General features: G+C 66.2%; 18 protein-coding genes. 16 read left to right on the top strand and 2 right to left on the bottom strand.

Annotated elements, in window-relative coordinates:
• The first annotated feature begins 22 nt into the window (after positions 1–22).
• From pstC to phoB, 5 genes are read left to right on the top strand one after another with little or no spacing between them, the layout of a single operon-like run.
• Positions 23–1399, top strand: a complete 1377-nt coding sequence (gene pstC, locus C4S70_RS02740) for a phosphate ABC transporter permease subunit PstC (protein ID WP_104006541.1) — start codon at positions 23–25, stop codon at positions 1397–1399.
• Positions 1400–1412: 13 nt separating this feature from the next.
• Positions 1413–3197 (top strand): phosphate ABC transporter permease PstA, encoded by a 1785-nt coding sequence (pstA, locus tag C4S70_RS02735; RefSeq protein WP_160114837.1) that lies wholly within the window; start codon positions 1413–1415, stop codon positions 3195–3197.
• Positions 3198–3211: 14 nt separating this feature from the next.
• A complete protein-coding gene (pstB, locus tag C4S70_RS02730) occupies positions 3212–4009 on the top strand; it encodes a phosphate ABC transporter ATP-binding protein PstB (protein WP_104006539.1) in 798 nt (265 codons plus the stop codon).
• Between the two features lie 17 nt (positions 4010–4026).
• Positions 4027–4731 (top strand): phosphate signaling complex protein PhoU, encoded by a 705-nt coding sequence (gene phoU, locus C4S70_RS02725; protein WP_104006538.1) that lies wholly within the window; start codon positions 4027–4029, stop codon positions 4729–4731.
• A gap of 9 nt (positions 4732–4740) precedes the next feature.
• Complete coding sequence (phoB, locus tag C4S70_RS02720; protein ID WP_104006537.1) at positions 4741–5430, top strand: phosphate regulon transcriptional regulator PhoB; 690 nt, start codon at positions 4741–4743, stop codon at positions 5428–5430.
• 176 nt (positions 5431–5606) lie between these two features.
• On the opposite strand, the gene mnmA is transcribed toward phoB, so the two are convergent.
• Positions 5607–6749 carry a tRNA 2-thiouridine(34) synthase MnmA gene (mnmA, locus tag C4S70_RS02715; RefSeq protein ID WP_104006536.1) on the bottom strand — a complete coding sequence of 381 codons (1143 nt, stop codon included), beginning with the start codon at positions 6747–6749 and terminating at the stop codon, positions 5607–5609.
• 136 nt (positions 6750–6885) lie between these two features.
• Between mnmA and sciP the strand changes: the two genes are divergently transcribed.
• The 4 genes from sciP to recG all read left to right on the top strand — a co-directional run bounded on the left by sciP (position 6886) and on the right by recG (position 12406).
• On the top strand, positions 6886–7164 hold the full coding sequence (gene sciP / locus C4S70_RS02710; protein ID WP_104006535.1) for a CtrA inhibitor SciP: 279 nt from the start codon (positions 6886–6888) through the stop codon (positions 7162–7164).
• Between the two features lie 99 nt (positions 7165–7263).
• Positions 7264–7977 carry a response regulator transcription factor CtrA gene (gene ctrA / locus C4S70_RS02705; protein WP_104006534.1) on the top strand — a complete coding sequence of 238 codons (714 nt, stop codon included), beginning with the start codon at positions 7264–7266 and terminating at the stop codon, positions 7975–7977.
• Between the two features lie 62 nt (positions 7978–8039).
• Complete coding sequence (ligA, locus tag C4S70_RS02700) at positions 8040–10319, top strand: NAD-dependent DNA ligase LigA (RefSeq protein WP_235003657.1); 2280 nt, start codon at positions 8040–8042, stop codon at positions 10317–10319.
• Entirely contained in the window at positions 10316–12406 is a 2091-nt protein-coding gene (gene recG, locus C4S70_RS02695) for an ATP-dependent DNA helicase RecG (protein WP_104006532.1), read from the top strand. The genes ligA and recG overlap by 4 nt, the downstream gene beginning before the upstream one ends.
• 442 nt (positions 12407–12848) lie before the next feature.
• Here the strand turns inward: recG and C4S70_RS02690 are convergent, their stop codons facing one another.
• Positions 12849–13595: a FadR/GntR family transcriptional regulator gene (locus C4S70_RS02690; RefSeq protein ID WP_104006531.1), complete on the bottom strand. Its 747-nt coding sequence runs from the start codon at positions 13593–13595 to the stop codon at positions 12849–12851.
• 90 nt (positions 13596–13685) lie between these two features.
• Here C4S70_RS02690 and C4S70_RS02685 point away from each other — a divergent pair, with 90 nt between their 5' ends.
• The 7 genes from C4S70_RS02685 to C4S70_RS02655 all read left to right on the top strand — a co-directional run bounded on the left by C4S70_RS02685 (position 13686) and on the right by C4S70_RS02655 (position 20610).
• Entirely contained in the window at positions 13686–14447 is a 762-nt protein-coding gene (locus C4S70_RS02685) for a DUF2182 domain-containing protein (RefSeq protein WP_235003656.1), read from the top strand.
• A gap of 13 nt (positions 14448–14460) precedes the next feature.
• Positions 14461–15093 (top strand): DUF1326 domain-containing protein, encoded by a 633-nt coding sequence (locus tag C4S70_RS02680; protein WP_104006529.1) that lies wholly within the window; start codon positions 14461–14463, stop codon positions 15091–15093.
• 168 nt (positions 15094–15261) lie between these two features.
• The gene (locus C4S70_RS02675; protein WP_104006679.1) at positions 15262–16356 is read left to right on the top strand and encodes a dimethylsulfoniopropionate demethylase; all 1095 of its coding nucleotides are present in this window, start codon (positions 15262–15264) and stop codon (positions 16354–16356) included.
• Positions 16357–16459: 103 nt separating this feature from the next.
• Positions 16460–17455, top strand: coding sequence for an acryloyl-CoA reductase (gene acuI / locus C4S70_RS02670; RefSeq protein WP_104006528.1), 996 nt, complete (start codon positions 16460–16462; stop codon positions 17453–17455).
• A gap of 195 nt (positions 17456–17650) precedes the next feature.
• Positions 17651–18880: an aminotransferase class V-fold PLP-dependent enzyme gene (locus tag C4S70_RS02665; RefSeq protein ID WP_104006527.1), complete on the top strand. Its 1230-nt coding sequence runs from the start codon at positions 17651–17653 to the stop codon at positions 18878–18880.
• A gap of 125 nt (positions 18881–19005) precedes the next feature.
• Positions 19006–19467 carry a TrgA family protein gene (locus C4S70_RS02660; RefSeq protein WP_235003655.1) on the top strand — a complete coding sequence of 154 codons (462 nt, stop codon included), beginning with the start codon at positions 19006–19008 and terminating at the stop codon, positions 19465–19467.
• A 21-nt stretch (positions 19468–19488) separates the two neighbouring features.
• Positions 19489–20610: an NUDIX domain-containing protein gene (locus C4S70_RS02655; protein ID WP_104006526.1), complete on the top strand. Its 1122-nt coding sequence runs from the start codon at positions 19489–19491 to the stop codon at positions 20608–20610.
• Positions 20611–20626 lie beyond the last annotated feature (16 nt).

Raw genomic sequence — 20626 nt, 5'->3', positions numbered from 1 at the left:
AACCGATATCGCAGGAACCGCCATGACTTCGATACTGGCAGCTCTGGTCCTGGTCGCCGCAATCGGCGCCTTTCTCATGGGACGCCTCCGCGCCGCCCGGCTGGCCGGGAACACGCCTTCGGCGCTGCATTCGCGCCCGCAATATCACGGCTATTTCGGTTTTCTTCTGGTCGCTCTGTGTGGATGGGGGGCGCTGATCGCGATGACGGTGCTGTCCAATTGGCATATCGAGCATGTGCTGATGGGCCGGATCGCCGAGATCGCGCCCGACAAGCCATTCATCGAGCACCAGTTGATCCTGTCGGATGCGCGTGCGCTGGCGGTGGCGCGGGTGTCCTCGGCCAGCGATGACCTGCGGCTGGAGATCGCGGCGCGGTTTTCGTCGCTCGCGGCGATCTGGGGCTGGGTTCGGATCGCGGTGGTGGCCGGTGTGACAGGGCTGGCGTTTCTCTACGCTCAGCGCAAGATCGCGCCGGACTGGCGGGCCCGCAACCGGACCGAGGCGATCGTCAAGGCGATCCTCGCCGTCACCGCCGGGATCGCGATCGTGACGACGGTCGGAATCTTTCTGTCGCTGATCTTCGAGACGGTGACATTCTTTGAAAATATCGGCTGGCGCGTGGACAAGTTCCTGTTCGGGACCACCTGGAGCCCGCTTTCGGGCGTGCATTCGGGCCACATGGATGCCGACAAGGTGGGCGCGATCCCGCTCTTTGCCGGCACGCTGATGATCACGCTGATCGCGATGCTGGTGGCGGTGCCGATCGGGCTGTTCGCGGCGATCTATCTGTCGGATTTCGCAGGGCCCCGGATGCGGTCGATCGCCAAGCCGATGCTCGAGGTGCTGGCGGGCGTTCCCACCGTCGTCTACGGCTTTTTCGCCGCGATCACCGTGGCGCCATTCCTTCGCAACACCGGCGACGTGATCGGCATCCCGATCGCGTCCGAATCGGCGCTGGTCGCGGGGCTGGTCATGGGGATCATGATCATTCCCTTCATCTCGTCGCTGTCGGATGACGTGATCAACGCCGTGCCGCAGGCGCTGCGGGATGGCTCTTACGGGCTGGGCGCCACGCAGGCCGAAACCATCACCAAGGTCGTCCTGCCCGCCGCCATGCCGGGGATCGTGTCGGCAGCGCTGCTGGGCTTTTCCCGGGCGGTGGGGGAAACCATGATCGTGGTGATGGCCGCGGGGCAGGGCGCCAACCTGACCGCCAACCCGTTTGAGGCCGTGACCACGGTGACCGTGCAGATCGTGGCGCTGATCACCGGCGATATCGAAGCCTCGGTCGCCGCCGGGCCGGCCTTTACCCTGGGCTTCACGCTGTTCGTCATCACGCTGTTGATGAACGTGGCGGCGCAAAAGGTCGTGGCCCGGTTCCGCGAACAGTATGACTGAGGGGGATGCCGAGATGACCGACGCAACCCGTATCCATCGCCCCGGCCTGATCGAAGCCTCCCGCACCGACCCGCATCTGCGCAAACGCCGTCGGTCGGTGCTTCGGCTCAAGGCCTATGGCCTGGCCGCGATCTTTGTCTCCGGCCTGGCCCTGGTGGCGCTGATGGGCTCGATCCTGGTCAAGGCGTCGGCCACGCTCAGCGAAAGCTATCTTACGCTTCCGGTGACGCTGGAGGCCGACAGGATCGACCCCGACGGCACGGGCGATCCAAAGGTGATCCGGCGCGGCGATTTCGTCGGCATCACCAAGCAGGCACTGCGCGACACCTTTCCGCAGGTGAAATCGCGCAAGGCGAAGAAGGAACTTTACGGGCTGATTTCGTCGGGGGCGCCCTTTGAACTGGCCGAACATGTTGCGGCCAACCCGGACCTGATTGGCCGGACCATCGAATTTCCGCTTCTGGCCTCGGACGTGACCGACCTTTATCTCAAGGGCGAATTCGGGCAGCTCCAGCCGATGCAGACCTCGGGCGCGCTGACCGTGACGGGCAAGGGCAAGAAGCTGCAAATCGTCTCGACCGCCGCCGATTTTGCCGCAGCCCTGGAGGTGGTGAAGGAACGTCTGCTGGCCGATGCCGCCGCGCTGCGCCGCAAGGCTGCGCTGCAGAACAACGGCGTTGCGGCCTTTCGCGACCGGGCACAATCGGCGGAGACCGAGGAAGCGCGCGCCGCCAATCTCGCCGAGGCCGACAAGCGCGCGGCCGAGCGCGACCGCCTGCTGGCCGAGGCCGAAGAGCTGGAGGCGCGCGCAGCCGGCGAGGGCGGTTCGGAAAAGCTGACGCGCAAGGACCGGTCGCTGATGCTGCATGTCAATGGCGGCTGGATCAAGCTGACCTCGATCGCGCCCGGCCGTGCCACCGGCGTCGAGCTGACCCCCGTGGAGGGGCCGGTCGAAAACGTGACCGACTGGGCGCTGTTCCTGTCGGATCTGCCCGAAGCCTCGCGCAAGGTGTCCGACCTGTCGGTGGCGCTGATCGAGGATCTGGGCGCGCGCGGCGCGGTGGATCAGGTCTTCAACTGGCGTTTCTTCTTCGCCAGCGATTCGCGCGAACCGGAACTGGCCGGCATACGCGGCGCCGTGGTGGGGTCCTTCTGGACCATGCTGGTGACCTTCCTGCTGGCCTTCCCCATCGGCGTTCTGGGCGCGATCTATCTTGAGGAATTCGCGCCCCGCAACCGGTTCACCGATTTCATCGAGGTCAACATCAACAACCTGGCTGCGGTGCCGTCGATCATCTTCGGTCTGCTGGGGTTGGCGGTGGTCATCGGCTTCTTCGGGGTGCCGCGTTCGTCGCCGCTGGCGGGGGGGATCGTGTTGGCGCTGATGACGCTGCCGACGATCATCATCGCCAGTCGTGCCGCGATCGCCGCCGTGCCGCCGTCGATCCGCGAGGCGGCGCTTGGGGTGGGGGCCTCGCACCAGCAGGCGGTGTTCCACCACGTCCTGCCGCTGGCGGTGCCGGGCATGCTGACCGGGGCGATCCTGGGCATGGCGAGCGCGCTGGGGGAAACCGCGCCACTCATCATGATCGGCATGGTGGCCTTCATCGTCGATGTGCCCCAGGGCATCACCGACAGCGCCACCGCCCTGCCGGTGCAGGTTTATCGCTGGTCGGACTTTCCCGAACGCGCCTTCGAGGCCCGCACGGCCGCCGCGATCGTGGTTCTGATGGTGTTTCTGGTGGCGATGAATGGTATTGCCATCTTGCTGCGCCGCCGGTTCGAGCGGCGATGGTAAGGGGGGGCGGGCCGATGAATGTGATGCAAGATGTGGAGAAGCAGGTGACCGACACCGAGATCAAGTTCGCCGCCCGGAACGTGAACGTCTTCTACGGCGACGCGCAGGCGATCAAGGACGTGAACGTGGATATCCGGGACAAGATGGTGACCGCGTTCATCGGACCTTCGGGCTGCGGCAAGTCCACCTTTCTGCGCTGTCTGAACCGGATGAACGACACGATCCCGATCTGCCGGGTCGAGGGCGAAATCCGCCTGGATGGCGAGGACATCTATGACAAGCGTGTGGATCCGGTGCAGCTGCGTGCCCGCGTCGGCATGGTGTTCCAGAAGCCCAACCCGTTCCCCAAGTCGATCTACGACAACGTGGCCTACGGGCCGCGCATTCACGGGCTGGCCCGCAACAAGGCCGAGCTTGACGAGATCGTGGAAAAGGCCCTTCGCCGCGGCGCGCTGTGGGACGAGGTCAAGGACCGCCTGCACGAACCCGGCACCGGCCTGTCGGGCGGCCAGCAGCAGCGCCTGTGCATCGCCCGCGCGGTGGCCACCGAACCCGAGGTGCTGCTGATGGACGAACCCTGTTCGGCGCTGGACCCGATCGCCACCGCGCAGGTCGAAGAGCTGATCGACGAGCTTCGCGCGCGCTACTCGGTGGTGATCGTGACCCATTCGATGCAGCAGGCCGCGCGGGTCAGCCAGAAGACCGCCTTCTTCCATCTCGGCGAATTGGTGGAATTCGGCGAAACCGCGCAGATATTCACCAACCCGGTCGATCCCCGCACCGAAAGCTACATCACCGGCCGGATCGGCTGAGCAGGAGCGAAACGGACATGTCGGAACAACATATCCTCTCTGCCTTCGACCGCGACATCGAACGGATCCAGGCGGAAATCATGAAGATGGGCGGGCTGGTCGAGGACGCGATCCGCAACGCGGCCAAGTCCCTGGAGAGCCGCGACGTCGAACTGGCCGATCAGGTCCGCGCCGGTGACAAGGCCATCGACGCGATGGAAGAGCGCATCAACGAGGACACCGCCCGCCTGATCGCGCTGCGCGCGCCAACGGCGGGCGACTTGCGGCTGGTGTTGGCGGTGATGAAGATCGCCGCCAATCTCGAGCGGATCGGCGACTATGCCAAGAACATGGCCAAACGTACCAGGGTTCTGGTGGACAGCCCGGTCGTGGGCGATACCGCGTCGGCGCTGCGGCGCATGGCGATGGAGGTGCAGCGGATGCTCAAGGACGCGCTAGACGCCTATATCCAGCGCGACGTGGAACTGGCCGAAGACGTGATCGAGCGCGACAAGGATATCGACCAGATGTACAACGCGCTCTTCCGCGAGCTTCTGACCTTCATGATGGAGGATCCGCGCAACATCACCCCGGCGATGCACATGCATTTCATCGCCAAGAACACCGAACGGATGGGGGATCACGTCACCAACATCGCCGAGCAGCTGATCTACGTCGTCACCGGCGAACGTCCCGGCGAGGACCGGCCCAAGGCCGACAGGACCTCGACGTCCAAGGCCTGAGGTGAACCCATGTCCGCCGACCAGCCAACGGTTCTCGTGGTCGAGGACGAACCGGCCCAGCGCGAGGTTCTCGCCTACAATCTCGAGGCCGAGGGCTTTCGTGTCCTGCGAGCCGGGGACGGCGAAGAGGCGCTCCTGCAGATCCGCGAGACGCCGCCCGATATCGTGGTGCTCGACTGGATGATGCCGCGCCTCAGCGGGCTCGAGGTCTGCCGCCGGCTGAAGATCCGGCCCGAGACGCGCAACATCCCCGTGATCATGCTTTCGGCCCGCACCGAAGAGGTGGACCGCGTGCGCGGGCTGGAAACCGGCGCGGACGACTATGTGATCAAACCTTACTCGCTGGCGGAACTGATGGCGCGGGTGAGGGTCCAGCTGCGCCGCGTGCGGCCGGCGGCCGCGGGGATGCGGCTGGAACATGACGACATCGTGCTCGATTCCGAAACCCATCGCGTCACCCGCGGCGGGGTAGAGATCCGGCTCGGTCCGACCGAATTCCGCCTGCTCGCGGCGCTGATCGAAAAGCCCGGCCGCGTCTGGAGTCGCGAGCAACTGCTCGACCGCGTCTGGGGCCGCGACATCTACGTGGACACCCGCACCGTGGACGTGCATGTCGGCCGCCTGCGCAAGGCGCTCACGCGGGGCGGCGGCGCCGACCCGATCCGCACCGTCCGCGGCACCGGCTACGCGCTCGGCTGAGTCCTGCGCCCGACGCGGCGTACGCCATCGAAACGCCACATATCCGGCGACCGGACGACTCCGCGCCCCTGCTTCTTTCTGGTCGGAAATACCCCGGGGGGCGCGGGGGGCAGCGCCCCCCGCCTCGGTCGGATTGGCCCTGCCAATCCGACGCCCTTGTTTTCGGCGCCGGAACCTCAGCCACGCCAGATCCAGCCGCCGCCAAGAACCCGGCTGCCGTCGGTTTCGTAGAACACGCAAGCCTGACCCGGCGACACCCCTTCCTCGGGCGTGAGCAGCTCCACCTCGGCGGTGGTCTCCGACAGCGGCCGCAGGATCGCCTCGCGCGGCGGCCGGGTCGAGCGGACCTTGACCGACAGCTGCCACTCCGCCTGCGACGTGAACGGCGCATCCCCAAGCCAGTTGATCTCGCGCACCGGCACGATCCGGGTCGCCAGCATCTCCTTTGGTCCGACAATCACCCGGCGGCTCTCCACATCCAGCTTCACCACGTAAAGCGGCTCGCTCAACCCGCCGATGCCCAAGCCACGACGTTGCCCGATCGTGTAATGAATCACACCCTCATGCGTGCCCAGCACCCGGCCGTCCGCATGAACGATCTCGCCCGGCTCAGCCGCGCCGGGGCGCAATTTCTCGATCACGCCCGCATAGTTTCCATCGGGCACGAAACAGATGTCCTGGCTGTCGGGCTTGTCCGCCACGGGCAGGCCGTATTGCGCGGCCAGCTTGCGGGTTTCTGCCTTGGACGGCAGATGCCCCAGAGGAAAGCGCAAATACTCCAGCTGTTCGCGCGTGGTGGAGAACAGGAAATAGGACTGGTCGCGCGCGGGGTCGGCGGCGCGGTGCAATTCCGGCCCGTTCGGCCCCATCTTGCGCTGGATATAGTGGCCGGTAGCCATGCAGTCGGCCTCCAGATCCCTGGCCGTCTCCAGAAGATCCTTGAACTTGACCCGCTCGTTGCAGCGGATGCAGGGCACGGGCGTGGCGCCGGCCAGATAGCTGTCGGCGAACTCTTCGATCACCGCGTCGCGAAAGATGTTCTCGTAGTCCAGCACGTAATGCGGAAAACCGCGTTCTTCGGCCACGCGGCGCGCATCGTGGATGTCGATGCCGGCGCAGCACGCGCCCTTCTTCGCCAGCGCCGCCCCGTGGTCATATAGCTGCAGCGTCACGCCCACCACGTCATAGCCTTCCTCGGCCAGCATCGCCGCCACGACAGAGCTGTCCACGCCGCCGGACATGGCCACGACTACCCGCGTCTCCTCGGGCGGTTTCGGCAGGCCGAGCGAATTCGGTTCGGTATCGGTATCCAGCGCCATCGGGGATCTCCTGGGCAGTCGGGGCATCAGGCCGCGCAGAATATAGGAAAATGCGAGGCAATCACAAGGCCGCGTTTCACCGGCCATTAAGCCGCCCCAGAGCAGCCTCTCCACGTCAGAAGGGAATGGAGCGGAGATGTTCTTGAAAAAGGTGGAAGGACCGCGGGCGGTCACGCTGCCCGATGGAACGGTGATGACACGGGCCGACCTGCCGCCCGCCGATACCGTGCGATGGGTCGCCTCGCGGAAACTGGCCGTGGTGCGCGGCGTGATCTACGGGCTGATTTCGGAATCCGAGGCCAAGCGCCGCTATGGGCTGAGCGACGAGGAATTTGCCGGCTGGGTGCGGGCCATCGCGGAACATGGCGAGGATGCGCTCAAGACCACGCGATTGAAAAAGTATAGACAACCATAGGTAGAATTTGCTACGCCATGAACATGGTAACGACGGGTTAACCTTTCTTGTTCAGGGTGCGGGTAATTCGGAACCACGTTCAAGGCGGAGAATACAAAGATGCGGATCCTTCTGGTCGAGGATGACCCCACAACCTCCAAGAGTATCGAGATGATGCTGACCCACGCGAACCTGAACGTCTATGCCACCGACATGGGCGAAGAGGGCGTGGATCTCGCCAAGCTCTACGACTACGACCTGATTCTGCTGGATCTCAATCTGCCGGACATGAACGGTCACGAGGTGCTGCGCCAGATCCGCATGGCGCGCGTGGAAACCCCCATCCTGATCCTGTCGGGGGTGGACGACACGGAAAACAAGATCAAGGGCTTCGGCTTTGGCGCCGACGACTACCTGACCAAACCGTTCCATCGCGAGGAACTGGTGGCGCGGATCCATGCGATCATCCGCCGGTCCAAGGGGCATTCGCAGTCGGTGATCCGCACAGGCAAGATCGCGGTGAACCTGGACGCCAAGACCGTGGAAGTGGACGGCGAGCCGGTGCACCTGACCGGAAAGGAATACCAGATGCTGGAGCTGCTCAGCCTGCGCAAGGGCACGACGCTGACCAAGGAGATGTTCCTCAACCACCTCTATGGCGGCATGGACGAGCCCGAGCTGAAGATCATCGACGTGTTCATCTGCAAGCTGCGCAAGAAGCTCAGCGCCGCAACCGGGGGCGAGAACTATATCGAGACAGTATGGGGCCGCGGCTATGTCCTGCGCGACCCGCAGGAGGATCACGGCGGGCGCAAGGTGGCAGTCAGCGCCTGACCCGTCTGGACCTGGCCGCGGCCACGCCCTATCACTTGTCGCGCAACGACAGGGGGCGGGCCGTGACCGAGGACGTGGACGTAGACGAACTGACGCCCGAGCAGGCGAAGGCGGAACTGGCGCGGCTGGCCGGGATCCTGAACCGGGCGAACGAAGCCTATTACCAGAAGGCGCAGCCGTTCATTTCCGATGCCGAATATGACCGCCTGAAGCGGCGGAACGCGGCGATCGAGGCGCGCTTTCCCGAACTCAAGCGCCCCGACAGCCCGACCGAGAAGGTGGGGGCCCGGCCGGCGGAGGGGTTTTCGAAGGTTCGCCACCGTATCCCGATGCTGTCGCTGGCCAATGCCTTCAGCGACGAGGATGTGTTCGATTTCGATGCGGGCATCCGGAACTATCTGGGGCTGCCGGCCGCGGCGCGGCTGGACTACACGGCGGAGCCCAAGATCGACGGGCTGTCCCTGTCGCTGCGCTATGAAGGCGGTCGGCTGGTGGAGGCGGCCACGCGGGGCGACGGGCAGGAGGGCGAGAACGTCACTGCCAATGCCCTGACCATCGGCGACATCCCGCACCGGGTCGACGGCGCGCCGGAGATTCTCGAAGTGCGGGGCGAGGTCTACATGAGCCACGCCGATTTCGACGCGCTGAACGCCCGGATCGAGGCGGAGAACGTCGAGCGAAAGAAGCGGGGACGGCGCGCTCTGCCGACCTTTGCCAACCCGCGCAACGCCGCCGCCGGGTCGCTGCGCCAGCTCGATCCCGAGGTCACGCGGTCCCGTCCGTTGCGTTTCTTTGCCTATGCCTGGGGTGAACTGTCCGAGCCTCTTGCGGATACGCAAATGGCGGCGATGGAGCGGCTGGCCGCGCTGGGTTTTCCGGTGAACGATCTGACCCGGCTGTGCAACGGCCCGGCCGAGATGCTGGGGCATTATCGCGTCATCGAGGCGCAGCGGGCGACGCTGGGCTATGACATCGACGGCGTGGTTTACAAGGTCAACGATCTGCGCCTGCAGGCCCGGCTGGGGTTCCGCTCCACCACCCCGCGTTGGGCGATTGCGCACAAGTTTCCGGCCGAAACCGCCTGGACCCGGCTTCTGGCGATCGACATCCAGGTCGGCCGCACCGGCGCGCTGTCGCCGGTGGCGCGCCTGCAGCCGGTGACGGTGGGCGGCGTCGTGGTCAGCAACGCCACGCTGCACAACGAGGACTACATCGCCGGGCGCGACGCCAACGGCAACCCGATCCGTGGCGGCAAGGACATCCGCGTGGGCGACTGGGTTCAGGTCTATCGCGCCGGCGACGTGATCCCCAAGGTGGCGGATGTGGACCTGTCGCGCCGCCCGCCGGACGCGGCGCCCTATCAGTTCCCCACCACCTGCCCCGAATGCGGCAGCCCCGCCGTGCGGGAAGAGGGCGATTCGGTGCGCCGCTGCACCGGCGGGCTGATCTGCCCGGCGCAGGCGGTGGAAAAGCTCAAGCATTTCGTGAGCCGCGCGGCCTTCGACATCGAAGGGCTGGGCGCCAAGCAGGTCGAACAGTTTCATGCCGACGGCTGGATTCGCGAACCGGCGGACATCTTCACGCTGGAGGAGCGCTTTGGCAGCGGCCTGCAACAGCTGAAGAACCGCGAAGGCTGGGGCGAGAAATCCGCCGAAAACCTCTTTGCCGCGATCCGCGCGCGCCGGCGCATACCGCTCAACCGGCTGATCTTTGCCCTTGGCATCCGCCACGCGGGCGAGGCGGCCGCGCGCGATCTGGCCCGCTACTATGGCACCTGGGAGGCTTTCGTGCACGCGATCGACACCGCGCGGCCGGCCGCACTGGCCCACCGGGCGGCGGACGAGGCCGAGGCGGCCGAGCGGATCGCAGCCCAACGCGAAGGTCGCAGACCCGAGATCGCAAAGGTCCGCGCCCGCGCCTGGGAGGCCTGCGCCGTTCCGCCCGAGGCCAAAGCCGCCTGGGAGGAACTGACCGGCATCGACGGCATCGGCCCGGTTCTGGCACTTTCGCTGTCGGACGCCTTTGCCAATCCCGAAGAGCGCGCCTCGATCGACCGTCTGGTGTCTCATCTGGAGGTGGAGCCGGTTGAACGCCCCGCCGCCGCCGATAGCCCGGTGGCGGGCAAGACAGTGGTATTCACTGGCACTCTGGAGAAGATGACCCGGGCCGAGGCCAAGGCACGAGCCGAGGCGCTGGGGGCCAAGGTGGCCGGATCGGTCAGCCGCAAGACGGATCTGGTCGTGGCCGGTCCCGGCGCGGGCTCCAAGGCGAGGAAGGCCGCCGAGCTGGGGGTTGAGATCATCGACGAGGACAGCTGGCTTGAGATGATCGGGGGCACATGAGCGGGAGGCCCGAGCAGCTTTTCCCGATCTTCGCGGGGCTCGAGACGCTGGATGGCGTGGGGCCGCGCACCGCGAAGCTGTTGCAGCAGGCCGAGATCGAAACCCCGCGGGATCTGCTGTTTTCGCTGCCCTATTCGGTGGTGGACCGGCGCAGGCGCGACACGGTGCAAGGGCTGGATCTGCCCTGCACGGCGACCATTGAGGTCACTGTCGGCGCTCACAGGCCGCCGGCGCGTCGGGGCGGGCCGTATCGCGTGCATGTTTCGGACGCGCGCACCGACTTCCAGCTGGTGTTCTTTCACGCCCGCAGCGACTATCTGAACCGCGTCCTGCCGTCGGGCGCGCGCCGGGTGGTGTCGGGCCGGATCGAGCTGTTCGACGGGATGGCGCAGATGGTGCATCCCGATCACATCCTGCCGCCCGAAGAGGCCGCCGAGATCCCCGATTTCGAGCCGGTCTACCACCTGACGCAAGGAATCAGCCAAAAGGTGATGGCGCGGGCAGTGCGCAGCGCGCTGGCGCGGGTGCCGGACCTGCCCGAATGGATCGACCCGGCCTTGGTGGCGCAGAAGGGGTGGCCGGCCTGGGCCGATGCGGTCCGGCAGGCCCATGCGCCCAGGGGGATGCAGGATCTGTCGCCGTCGGCGCCCGCGCGCGAAAGGCTGGCCTATGACGAACTCTTCGCGCATCAGCTCACGCTTGCGCTCGCACGGCGGCGCGAACGCAAGGCCCGCGGCATCGTCAGCGTGGCGACGGGCAAGCTGCAGCGGCGCGTGCTTGACGCGCTGCCTTACCGGCCCACGGCTGCGCAGATGCGGGCGATCGAGGAGATCGCCGCCGACATGGCCGCGCCGGAACGGATGAACCGACTGCTGCAAGGCGACGTGGGCGCGGGCAAAACGCTGGTCGCCTTCATGGCACTGCTGGTCGCGGTCGAGGCCGGTGGTCAGGGGGTGATGATGGCCCCGACCGAGATCCTCGCACGCCAGCATCTGGAAGGGCTGCGCCCGCTGGCCGAACAGGCCGGCGTCGTGCTCGAGATCCTGACCGGGCGCGATAAGGGGGCGGAGCGGCGGGCCAAGCTGGCCGCATTGAAAGAAGGAAGGATCCAGATCCTCGTCGGCACCCATGCCGTGTTCCAGGAGGACGTGGAATTCCGCGACCTCCGGCTGGCCATTGTGGACGAACAGCACAGGTTCGGCGTGCGGCAGCGGATGGAACTGGCGGACAAGGGCGTGGCGGCGGATCTGCTGGTGATGACGGCGACGCCGATCCCGCGCAGCCTGGCGCTGGCGCAATATGGCGACATGGACGTGTCGGTGCTGGATGAAAAACCCCCGGGCCGCAAGCCGATCCGCACAGCCATCGTCAGCGCCGAACGGATGGACGAGATCGTGGAGCACCTGCGCCGCGCCGTGGCCGAGGGGCGGCAATGCTATTGGGTCTGCCCGCTGGTCGAGGAATCCGAAACCCGCGACCTGACCGCCGCCCAGGAACGCTTTGCCCATCTGCGCGCGGCGTTGGGCGAGGGCGTGGTGGGCCTGGTCCACGGCCAGATGCCCCCGGCCGAGAAGGACGCGGCCATGGCGGCGTTTCAGGAAGGCCGCACGCGGGTTCTGGTGGCGACCACGGTGATCGAGGTCGGCGTGGATGTACCCAATGCCTCGATCATGGTCATCGAGCGGGCCGAGATCTTCGGTCTCGCCCAGTTGCACCAGCTGCGCGGTCGCGTGGGGCGGGGCGACGCGGAGTCGACCTGCCTTCTGGTCTATCGCCCGCCGCTGACCGAGGGCGGCCGGCGGCGGCTGGAGATCCTGCGCGAGACCGAGGACGGGTTCCGCATCGCCGAGGCCGATCTGCAGATGCGCGGGGCCGGCGATCTGATCGGCACAGCGCAGTCCGGCCTGCCGCGGTTCCGCGTGGCCGATCTGGAATCGCAGGCGGGCCTCATGGCCACCGCGCAAAGCGACGCCCGCGCGCTGCTCGCCAGGGATCCCGCGCTGGAGACCGACCGGGGCCGCGCCGCGCGCATGCTGTTGTGGCTGATGCAGCAGGACCGCGCGATCCGCCTGATCAAGATCGGGTGAGCGGCGCGGACCGAAATGTTCGCGTGTGTTCTCTTTTAGTTCTTTACATGTCCTGAAAAATATGAGAACAAAAAGTCAACAAGCCGTTAACGCCGGTGCCCAACCCGGCCAGGAAGAGGAAGACAAGGATGTTGACCGAAATCGCCGAAGTTCTCCGCCGGTCGCGTGATACGTTCCTTCAGGATCTGATCGGTGCGGCGTCTCTGGCGGTGATGCTGGTTGCCGCTCTCTACATTCCCGCTTTCTAGCTGTTCTGCCTGCGATCTCGACGGGAAGGGTCCGACCTGTCCCGACTGTCCCTGGGGTGATCTGCCTGTTTGCACCCCTTCGGACCCGGGATCCCGCGCCACTCCCCATCCCGGCGCCGGATCTCCCGATAGTCCCGAGAGTCGCAACTGCTGCCGCGGCCCCGCCGGGGGTCGCGGCATTTTTTTGCCGAAAATCAATTGGCTGCGGGCCGTTCCTTGCGCTGCCGTTCAGCAAAGACCGTCTGGCCCAGTTTCAACGTTTCTTCCTCGAGCGCGGTCAGCCCGGCCGAGGCTGCAGCCCCATCGCCGGCCTCGATTGCATCGGCGATGCGCGAATGCAACGCCACGATCGCCTCGCGCGAGCGGGCGGTAAAGGTGATCATGTTCATCAACGGTTGCATCGCCTCGACCGCGCCGGCCAGATGATAGGACAGGACCGGGTTGCCTGCCCCGTCCACCAGCGCCCGATGAAACGCCACGTCCGAGGCGCAGAAGGCCTCGTCGGTCAGGCCCGGCTGGCTTTGCCGCACGATCTCGGCCCGCATCGTCGCCAGATGATCGGCGGTCCGCCGCTGCGCCGACAGTGGCGCACAGGCCCGTTCCAGCGCATAGCGCGCCTCGCAGGCGGTTTCGAAACTGACCGCATTCATCGACAGCAAGAGGGTTGAGGTAGTAATCTGCTGCGAATAGGCGTCCTCGAACCGAAGCCGGTTGACGAAGGCGCCGCCGGCCGCGCCGCGCTGGGTGCGGATCAGCGACTGTGCCGCCAGTCGCTTCAATGCTTCGCGCACGGTGGGACGGGACACGTTGAAATGGTCCGCCAGTTCCGATTCCGACGGCAGGCGTTCATCCACGATCAGATCGCCGTTGACGATGGCATCGCGGATCGCCTGCGCGATCTGGGCCGACAGGTCTGCGGAGCTGTTGGGATCGATCTTCATGGGGTCCGTCAGATTTTATTTGTCTGACATTTAAAAGTCTGACATTTAAATTGCAAGAACCGAATCGCAGGATCAGGGTGGAGGGGTCCCATGCTGGCACATCGGATCAGGGCTATGGCCGCACCGCACTGGCTGGCGCTCTTTGGCGTGATTCTGGCGGCCTGGGGTATCCTTTACATGATGGCGGTGCCTGCGGATTTGCGCGATGCAGCAAACATTTACGGGGCAGAGTTCTGGCGCGATCTCTGCACGCTGACGCCCGATGCCGCCGGTTTCGGTCGGATGGTCCTGATGTGGGTTCTTATGTCGGCTGCGATGATGGCACCGACGGTGCTGCCGGCTCTGGCAACCTATGACGATCTCGGCCATTCCGGCGCGCAGACCAGCATGTGGCGCCTCATAGGGGGCTATCTCGCTGTCTGGATCGGCTATTCGCTGCTGGCGGCGGGGGCGCAGATGGCGCTCTTCCGCGCCGGTCTGCTCGACCCTCTGGGGCGGAGCGCCAGCGCCTTGCTGTCGGCTGCGCTTCTGGGGGTGGCCGGGCTCTACCAGTTCTCGGCGCTGAAAGAGGCGTGCCTGTCCAAATGCCGGATGCCGCTGACCTTTTTCATGCAGCACTGGGACGAAGGCCCTTGGCGGAACGGGCTGCGGCTGGGTCTTGTATGCCTGGGCTGCTGTTGGGCGCTGATGGCGCTGGCATTCGTCGGCGGGGTGATGAACCTTGCCTTCATGGGGCTCGCCACGATGCTGATGGTTCTGGAGAAACTGCCCGAGATCGGGCGCTGGATCACCCGTCCGCTGGGTGCCGCTCTTCTGGGCGCGGCGGGCTGGATGACGTTCACCGCATTCTGAGAGGAGTAACGAGATGGCACTGGACGGCGAAGTGGGAACGGTTCCCTGGACAATAAAGGGTGAACTGATCCTGAACTGCAACTGCACGGTTTTCTGCCCCTGCGTGATCAGCCTTGGCAAGCACCCCCCGACCGAGGGCTACTGCCAGGCCTGGGCCGGGGTGCGCATCGACGAAGGATCCTACGGCGATGTTGACCTGTCGGGGCTGAATGTCGGGCTGTTTCTGGAAATCCCCGGCAACATGGGGCGCGGCAACTGGAAGGCGGCGGCTTTCATCGACGATCGCGCCAGCGACGACGCCTACGAGGCGCTGGTGAACATCTTCTCCGGCGCCGCGCGCGGCACGACGGGTCTCTTTGGCCTGCTGGTCAGCGAATTCCTGGGTGCCGAGAAGACCGAGGTCGTGTTCGAAACCGAAGGCAAGGAGCGTCGCCTGCGCGTCGGCAAGAAAATCCAGGGCGCCGTCGTCCCGATCGAAGGCAAGGACGGCAAGGAGGTGGTCGTGACCAACACCGAATACTGGATGGGCCCCGACATCACCGTCGCAACCGCCACCAAGGGCCGCGTGCGCGCCTTCGGTCGGGTCTGGGATTTTGACGGGCGTTCGGCCGAGATCTGCCAGATCGACTGGCACGGCCCGCGCTGACACAGGGACGGCCGGTGCCTGACGCAAGCGCCGGCCGACGACAGGGACCGAATTCCGCTTCTTTCTGGTCCGAAATACCCCCGCCGGAGGCTCCCGCATTTTCCGCGCGCGCATCGGCCGGGGGGCATGAACGACCGGGAGGATGCGACCATGCAGGGAGAGAGGAGAATGGCAACGATCACGCCTTCGCGCCGGGTCCGGCGCACGCCGTTCTCGGACGGGGTCGAGGCCGCAGGGGTCAAGGCCTATACCGTCTACAACCATATGCTGCTGCCCACCATGTTCGAAAGCCTCGAGGCCGATGCGGCGCATCTGAAGCAGAACGTCCAGGTCTGGGACGTGTCCTGCGAACGGCAGGTGAGCGTTCGCGGACCCGACGCGTTGCGGTTGATGAGGATGGTCAGTCCCCGCGACATGGGGCGGATGGCCGACGACCAGTGCTACTATGTGCCGATCACGGACCACAGGGGCGGCATGCTGAACGACCCCGTGGCGATCAAGCTGGCGCAGGATCACTACTGGCTGAGCCTTGCCGATGGCGACCTGCTGCAATTCCTGCTGGGGATCGCCGTGGCTCTTGGTCTGGAGGTCGAGATCGAGGAGCCCGACGTCTCGCCGCTGGCAATTCAGGGTCCCAAGGCCGACGAGTTGATGGCGCGCGTCTTCGGCGACGTTGTGCGGGGGATCCGGTTCTTTCGTTACAAGCGGGTGCGCTTTGAAGACCGGGAGTTCGTCGTCGCGCGGTCGGGCTGGTCGAAGCAGGGCGGGTTCGAGATCTATGTCGAGGGGGCCGAATACGGCATGCCTCTGTGGAACAGGCTGATGGCGGCCGGAGAGGATCTGAACGTGCGTGCGGGGTGTCCGAACAACATCGAACGGATCGAAAGCGGGCTGCTGGGCTATGGCTCGGACATGACGCGTGAGAACACGCCCTACGAGGCCGGGTTAGGGCGGTTCTGCAACTCGCCGGACGATTTCATCGGCAAGACGGCCTTGGCCGAGCAGGCGAGGAACGGGCCGCCGCGCCAGATCCGGCCCATGGTGATTGATGGCGAGATCGGACCCTGCACCCGGGCCTGGCCGTTGCTTGCCGGCGGGCGGCGCGTGGGACAGATCGCGTCGGCCGTGTTCAGCCCGGAGTTCGGAGTGAACGTGGCGATCGGCATGGTGGACCGGTCGCACTGGGATCCGGGCACGGTGATCGAAGTCGAAACCGAGCATGGGATGCGCAGAGCGACCGTGCAGGAAAGGTTCTGGCGGTAGTGACGATGGCTGGGGCGGGGGCGAGGGGCGCTGCCCCTCGCGCTCCCCGGAGTATTTGAAGCAAGATGAAGGGACCGGGGACGGTTCGGAAAGGAGAAATCACATGTTCAACGCATTGGTGGTGCGCAAGGACGAGGAAAGCGGCAAGACCAGCGCGGCGGTGGAGCAGATCGGCGTCGACGATCTGCCCGAGGCCGAGGTTCTGGTGGCGGTCGAATATTCGACGGTGAACTACAAGGATGGGCTGTGCATCGGGCCGGGCGGCGGGCTTGTGCGGAAATATCCGCATGTGCCGGGGATCGACTTTGCCGGCACGGTCGAAGAATCCTCCGATCCGCGCTACAAGCCCGGCGACAAGGTGATTCTGACCGGCTGGCGCGTGGGCGAGGCGCATTGGGGGGGCTATGCGCAGAAGGCCCGTGTCAAGGCCGACTGGCTGGTTCCGCTCCCCGAGGGGCTGAGTACGCGGCAGGCAATGGCGGTCGGGACCGCCGGGTTCACCTCGATGCTGTCGGTGATGGCGCTGGAGAAGCACGGGCTGGAACCGGGACACGGGCCGGTTCTGGTGACCGGGGCTGCCGGCGGCGTGGGGTCGGTGGCGACCGCGATCCTGGGCAATCTCGGTTACGAGGTGGCAGCCGTCACGGGGCGGCCTGAAACCGAGGACTATCTGCGCGGGCTGGGCGCCAGCCGGATCGTGCCACGCGAGGAGTTGAGCGAGGTGACGCGCAAGCCGCTGGAGAGCGAGACCTGGGCCGGTTGCGTCGATGCGGTCGCGGGCGCGATGCTGGGTCGGGTGCTCAAGCAGATGAAATATGGCTGCTCGGTCGCCGCGGTCGGGCTGGCCGGCGGCGCCGCGATCGAAGGGGCGCTGATCACGCCCTTCATCCTGCGTGGGGTGAACCTGCTGGGGATCGATTCGGTGATGCAGCCCTATGAAAACCGCCTGCGCGCTTGGGAACGGATCGCCCGCGATCTGCCGATGGACAAGCTCGAGGCGATGGTGCAGCCGGCCACGCTGGCCGATCTGCCGCAGCTGGGGGCGGATATCCTCAAGGGTCGCGTCAAGGGCCGGGTGGTCGTTGACGTCAACGCCTGATCGGGCGCTTGAACTGCTCCGGGCGATGCGCTAGCCCGGATGCGTCGCGGCGGGCCGGTCCCGCCGCGGCTGCCGCTGGGCCGCGGGTGCGCCGGTTCACCGGCTCGGCTGGAAGACCTGCCAGATTGGGGCGCGGCCCGGTCTGCCGGGCGCGCCGGGACGGAAACCAAAGGTGAGACTCAAGGAGCGCCACGCGTGACCCAGCTTGATATCGATTTCGTTCGAAGCCAGTTCCCCGCCTTTTCCGAGGCCTCTCTGCAGGGGCAGGCCTTTTTTGAAAATGCCGGGGGATCATATACTTGTCGACAGGTTCTGAACCGGCTTGACCGGTTTTACCGAACGCGCAAGGTGCAGCCCTTTGGTCCCTTCGAGGCCAGCCGGCTGGGTGGCGAGGAGATGGACGAGGCGCGCCGCCGCATGGCCGCGCTTTTGGGAGTGGCGACCGACGAGCTGAGTTTCGGCCCGTCCACGTCGCAGAACACCTATGTTCTGGCGCAGGCTTTTCGCCAGTGGATGAGCCCGGGCGAGGCGATCGTCGTCACCAACCAGGATCACGAGGCCAATTCCGGTCCGTGGCGGCGTCTGGCAGAGGCGGGGATCGAGATCCGGGAGTGGCAGATCGACCCCGAAACCGGGCATCTGGACCCCGAACGGCTCGAGCCGCTGCTGGACGAAAAGGTGCGGCTGGTCTGTTTTCCGCACTGTTCAAACGTGGTGGGCGAGATCAACCCGGTGGTCGAAATCACCGCGATGGCCCACGCGGCCGGGGCCTTCGTCTGCGTGGACGGCGTGTCCTATGCTCCGCACGGGTTTCCGGATGTGGGGCAGATGGGGCCGGATGTCTACCTGTTCTCGTCCTACAAGACCTACGGGCCGCATCAGGGGATCATGGTGATCCGGCGGGCCCTGGGCGAAATGCTGCCCAACCAGGCGCATTTCTTCAACGGGGGCGTGCTCTGCAAGCGGTTCACGCCGGCGGGTCCCGATCACGCGCAGGTGGCGGCCTGTGCGGGCATGGCGGATTATGTGCAGGCGCTGAGCGCCCATCACGGCGGGCCGGGGGGCGGCGGCGAAGACTGCGCGGCCTTCGTCCACGATCTGATGCGGGCCCATGAAATCAACCTGTTGCAGCCGCTTCTCGATTTTCTGAAGGACCGCCCCGGCGTGCGTCTGATCGGGACGGCCGAGGCCGCGAACCGCGCCCCCACCGTGGCACTGGAACTGGCCGGCCGCGCCGCCGAGCCGGTGGCGGCCGAGCTGGCCGAACACGGGATCATGGCCGGGGGCGGCGACTTCTACGCGGTGCGGCTGCTGCAGGCGATGGGGGTGGATCCGGACAAGGGCGTGCTGCGGCTGAGCTTTGTCCATTACACCAGCCAGGCAGAGGTCACGCAACTGATCGAGGCGCTTGACCGCGTGCTCTGACCCGGTACCCAAGGGACACGACCGGCGGGTTCCTGCCGGTCGGTCCGCGCCGCGCGCTTGCGCGGTGGGGTTTGCCAGCCTAGCCTGCCGTCAGAGGTCGAAGCATTTTTCGGAAATCGAGCCCCATGCCGCGCGTGTCGCAACTGATGCCCAGTGCCGCCAATCTCGTGGCGGCGCTGTGCCTTGCGATGCTGGCGGTGATCGTGACGCCGCAGGTCAAGGCGCTGTTCCCCGAGGGGACCTATTTCGGGAATTTCACGCGGACCAACGTGATCATCGGGCTGGTCGTGGGCTGGTTCGTGATGGGCAAGCGCGCCGGAAACGGCATGACGGCGGCGGTCAACAACGGGGTGACCGGTGTGCTGGTCGCGGTATTCTGGGCCACCTTCGTTCCCTCGGTCAAACAGATGTTCAGCCTCGCCACGCGCCACCGCTATGGCGGGCCGTTCGAGGCGCTGGCCGACATCTTCCGCATCGCCGCCGAATACGGGTTGATGATTCTGGTGCCGAATGTGCTAATCACCCTGCTGGTCGGGGCGGTCCTGGCCGGAATCATCACCGAGATCGCCGCCAGAAACTGGCGGTAACATATTGAAAAGGCCAATTTATTGCGAAACCTGTTCTTTTTCGGGACGCTGCGCTCTCTGCCGCTTCTGGAAATCATCCTAGGCCGCAAGGCCGAGCAGGTGAAAACCTGTCCGGCACGGTTGGCCGATCACGCCGTGCATTGGGTCGAAGGCGCGTCTTATCCCACCATCGTCCGTCGCAGCGGCGCGACCGCCGAGGGGCTGTTGGCGCGGGGGCTGACGGAGGCGGATATCGACCGGCTGGTCTTTTACGAGGGCGGGTTCGGCTATGCGCTGCGGCCGGTTACCGTGGAAACCGAGGCCGGGCCGGTGCAGGCCGAGATGTTCTGTCCGCCCGAAGGCCAGGATCGCCCGGGCCCGGACTGGTCGCTGGAGGAATGGGAGCGCCGCTGGGGACCGACCAGCCGCCGCGCGGCCGAGGAAGTCATGGCCTTTTACGGCCGGCTGAGTCCGCAGAAGATCGCCCGCCGCTTTCCCCAGATCCGGCGCAGGGCGTGGTGCTGGGTGCAGGCGCAGAGCCGCCCCGAAGACGGAACCCATGACGTGGCGCGCGACGTCGAGATCCTCGACCACAAGCGCGCCCATCTCAACTTTTTCGGCATCGAGGAGGCTCGCCTGCGGTTTCGCCGGTTCGACGGCACGATGAGCGCGCCTATCGAACGGTCCGCCCAGATGGTCGGGGATGCGGCGGTGGTGCTGCCCTATGATCCGCGGCTGGACCGGGTTCTGCTGATCCAGCAGTTTCGCGCCCCGGTGTTTCTGGCCGGCGACCCCGCGCCCTGGGTGTGGGAACCGGTCGCGGGGCTGGTCGATCCGGGCGAGACCCCCGAAGAAACCGCCCGCCGCGAGGCGGTGGAAGAGGCGGGCGTCACGCTCGACCGGCTGGAGCGCGTTGGAAAATCCTTCGCCAGCACGGGGTCTTCGGGGGAATTCCTGCATCTCTATGTCGGCATTGCCGACCTTGCCGGCGCGGGCCAGGGCACGGGCGGGCTGGATGCGGAAGGCGAGGACATCCTGCCGCGGCGGTTTTCCTTCGACGCGCTGATGGAAATGGTGGACCGGGGCGCGGTGCGCGACATGCCGCTTCTGGCCACCGCGCTGTGGCTGGGCCGTCACCGCGACCGGCTGCGCAAGGGCGCTTGAGGTCAGCACGCGGCGG

The sequence above is a fragment of the Jhaorihella thermophila genome, from assembly GCF_900108275.1.
Taxonomy (GTDB): Bacteria; Pseudomonadota; Alphaproteobacteria; order Rhodobacterales; family Rhodobacteraceae; genus Jhaorihella; species Jhaorihella thermophila.
This window is presented reverse-complemented; position numbering and strand designations above follow the sequence as displayed.

Coding starts and splice junctions, on each gene's coding strand:
- pstA (WP_160114837.1), top strand. CDS start 1,413: ATGACCGACGCAACCCGTATCCATCGCCCCGGCCTGATCGAAGCCTCC.
- phoU (WP_104006538.1), top strand. CDS start 4,027: ATGTCGGAACAACATATCCTCTCTGCCTTCGACCGCGACATCGAACGG.
- acuI (WP_104006528.1), top strand. CDS start 16,460: ATGTTCAACGCATTGGTGGTGCGCAAGGACGAGGAAAGCGGCAAGACC.
- recG (WP_104006532.1), top strand. CDS start 10,316: ATGAGCGGGAGGCCCGAGCAGCTTTTCCCGATCTTCGCGGGGCTCGAG.
- sciP (WP_104006535.1), top strand. CDS start 6,886: ATGTTCTTGAAAAAGGTGGAAGGACCGCGGGCGGTCACGCTGCCCGAT.
- C4S70_RS02680 (WP_104006529.1), top strand. CDS start 14,461: ATGGCACTGGACGGCGAAGTGGGAACGGTTCCCTGGACAATAAAGGGT.
- C4S70_RS02660 (WP_235003655.1), top strand. CDS start 19,006: ATGCCGCGCGTGTCGCAACTGATGCCCAGTGCCGCCAATCTCGTGGCG.
- C4S70_RS02675 (WP_104006679.1), top strand. CDS start 15,262: ATGGCAACGATCACGCCTTCGCGCCGGGTCCGGCGCACGCCGTTCTCG.
- pstB (WP_104006539.1), top strand. CDS start 3,212: ATGAATGTGATGCAAGATGTGGAGAAGCAGGTGACCGACACCGAGATC.
- mnmA (WP_104006536.1), bottom strand. CDS start 6,749: ATGGCGCTGGATACCGATACCGAACCGAATTCGCTCGGCCTGCCGAAA.
- C4S70_RS02685 (WP_235003656.1), top strand. CDS start 13,686: ATGCTGGCACATCGGATCAGGGCTATGGCCGCACCGCACTGGCTGGCG.
- pstC (WP_104006541.1), top strand. CDS start 23: ATGACTTCGATACTGGCAGCTCTGGTCCTGGTCGCCGCAATCGGCGCC.
- phoB (WP_104006537.1), top strand. CDS start 4,741: ATGTCCGCCGACCAGCCAACGGTTCTCGTGGTCGAGGACGAACCGGCC.
- C4S70_RS02690 (WP_104006531.1), bottom strand. CDS start 13,595: ATGAAGATCGATCCCAACAGCTCCGCAGACCTGTCGGCCCAGATCGCG.
- ctrA (WP_104006534.1), top strand. CDS start 7,264: ATGCGGATCCTTCTGGTCGAGGATGACCCCACAACCTCCAAGAGTATC.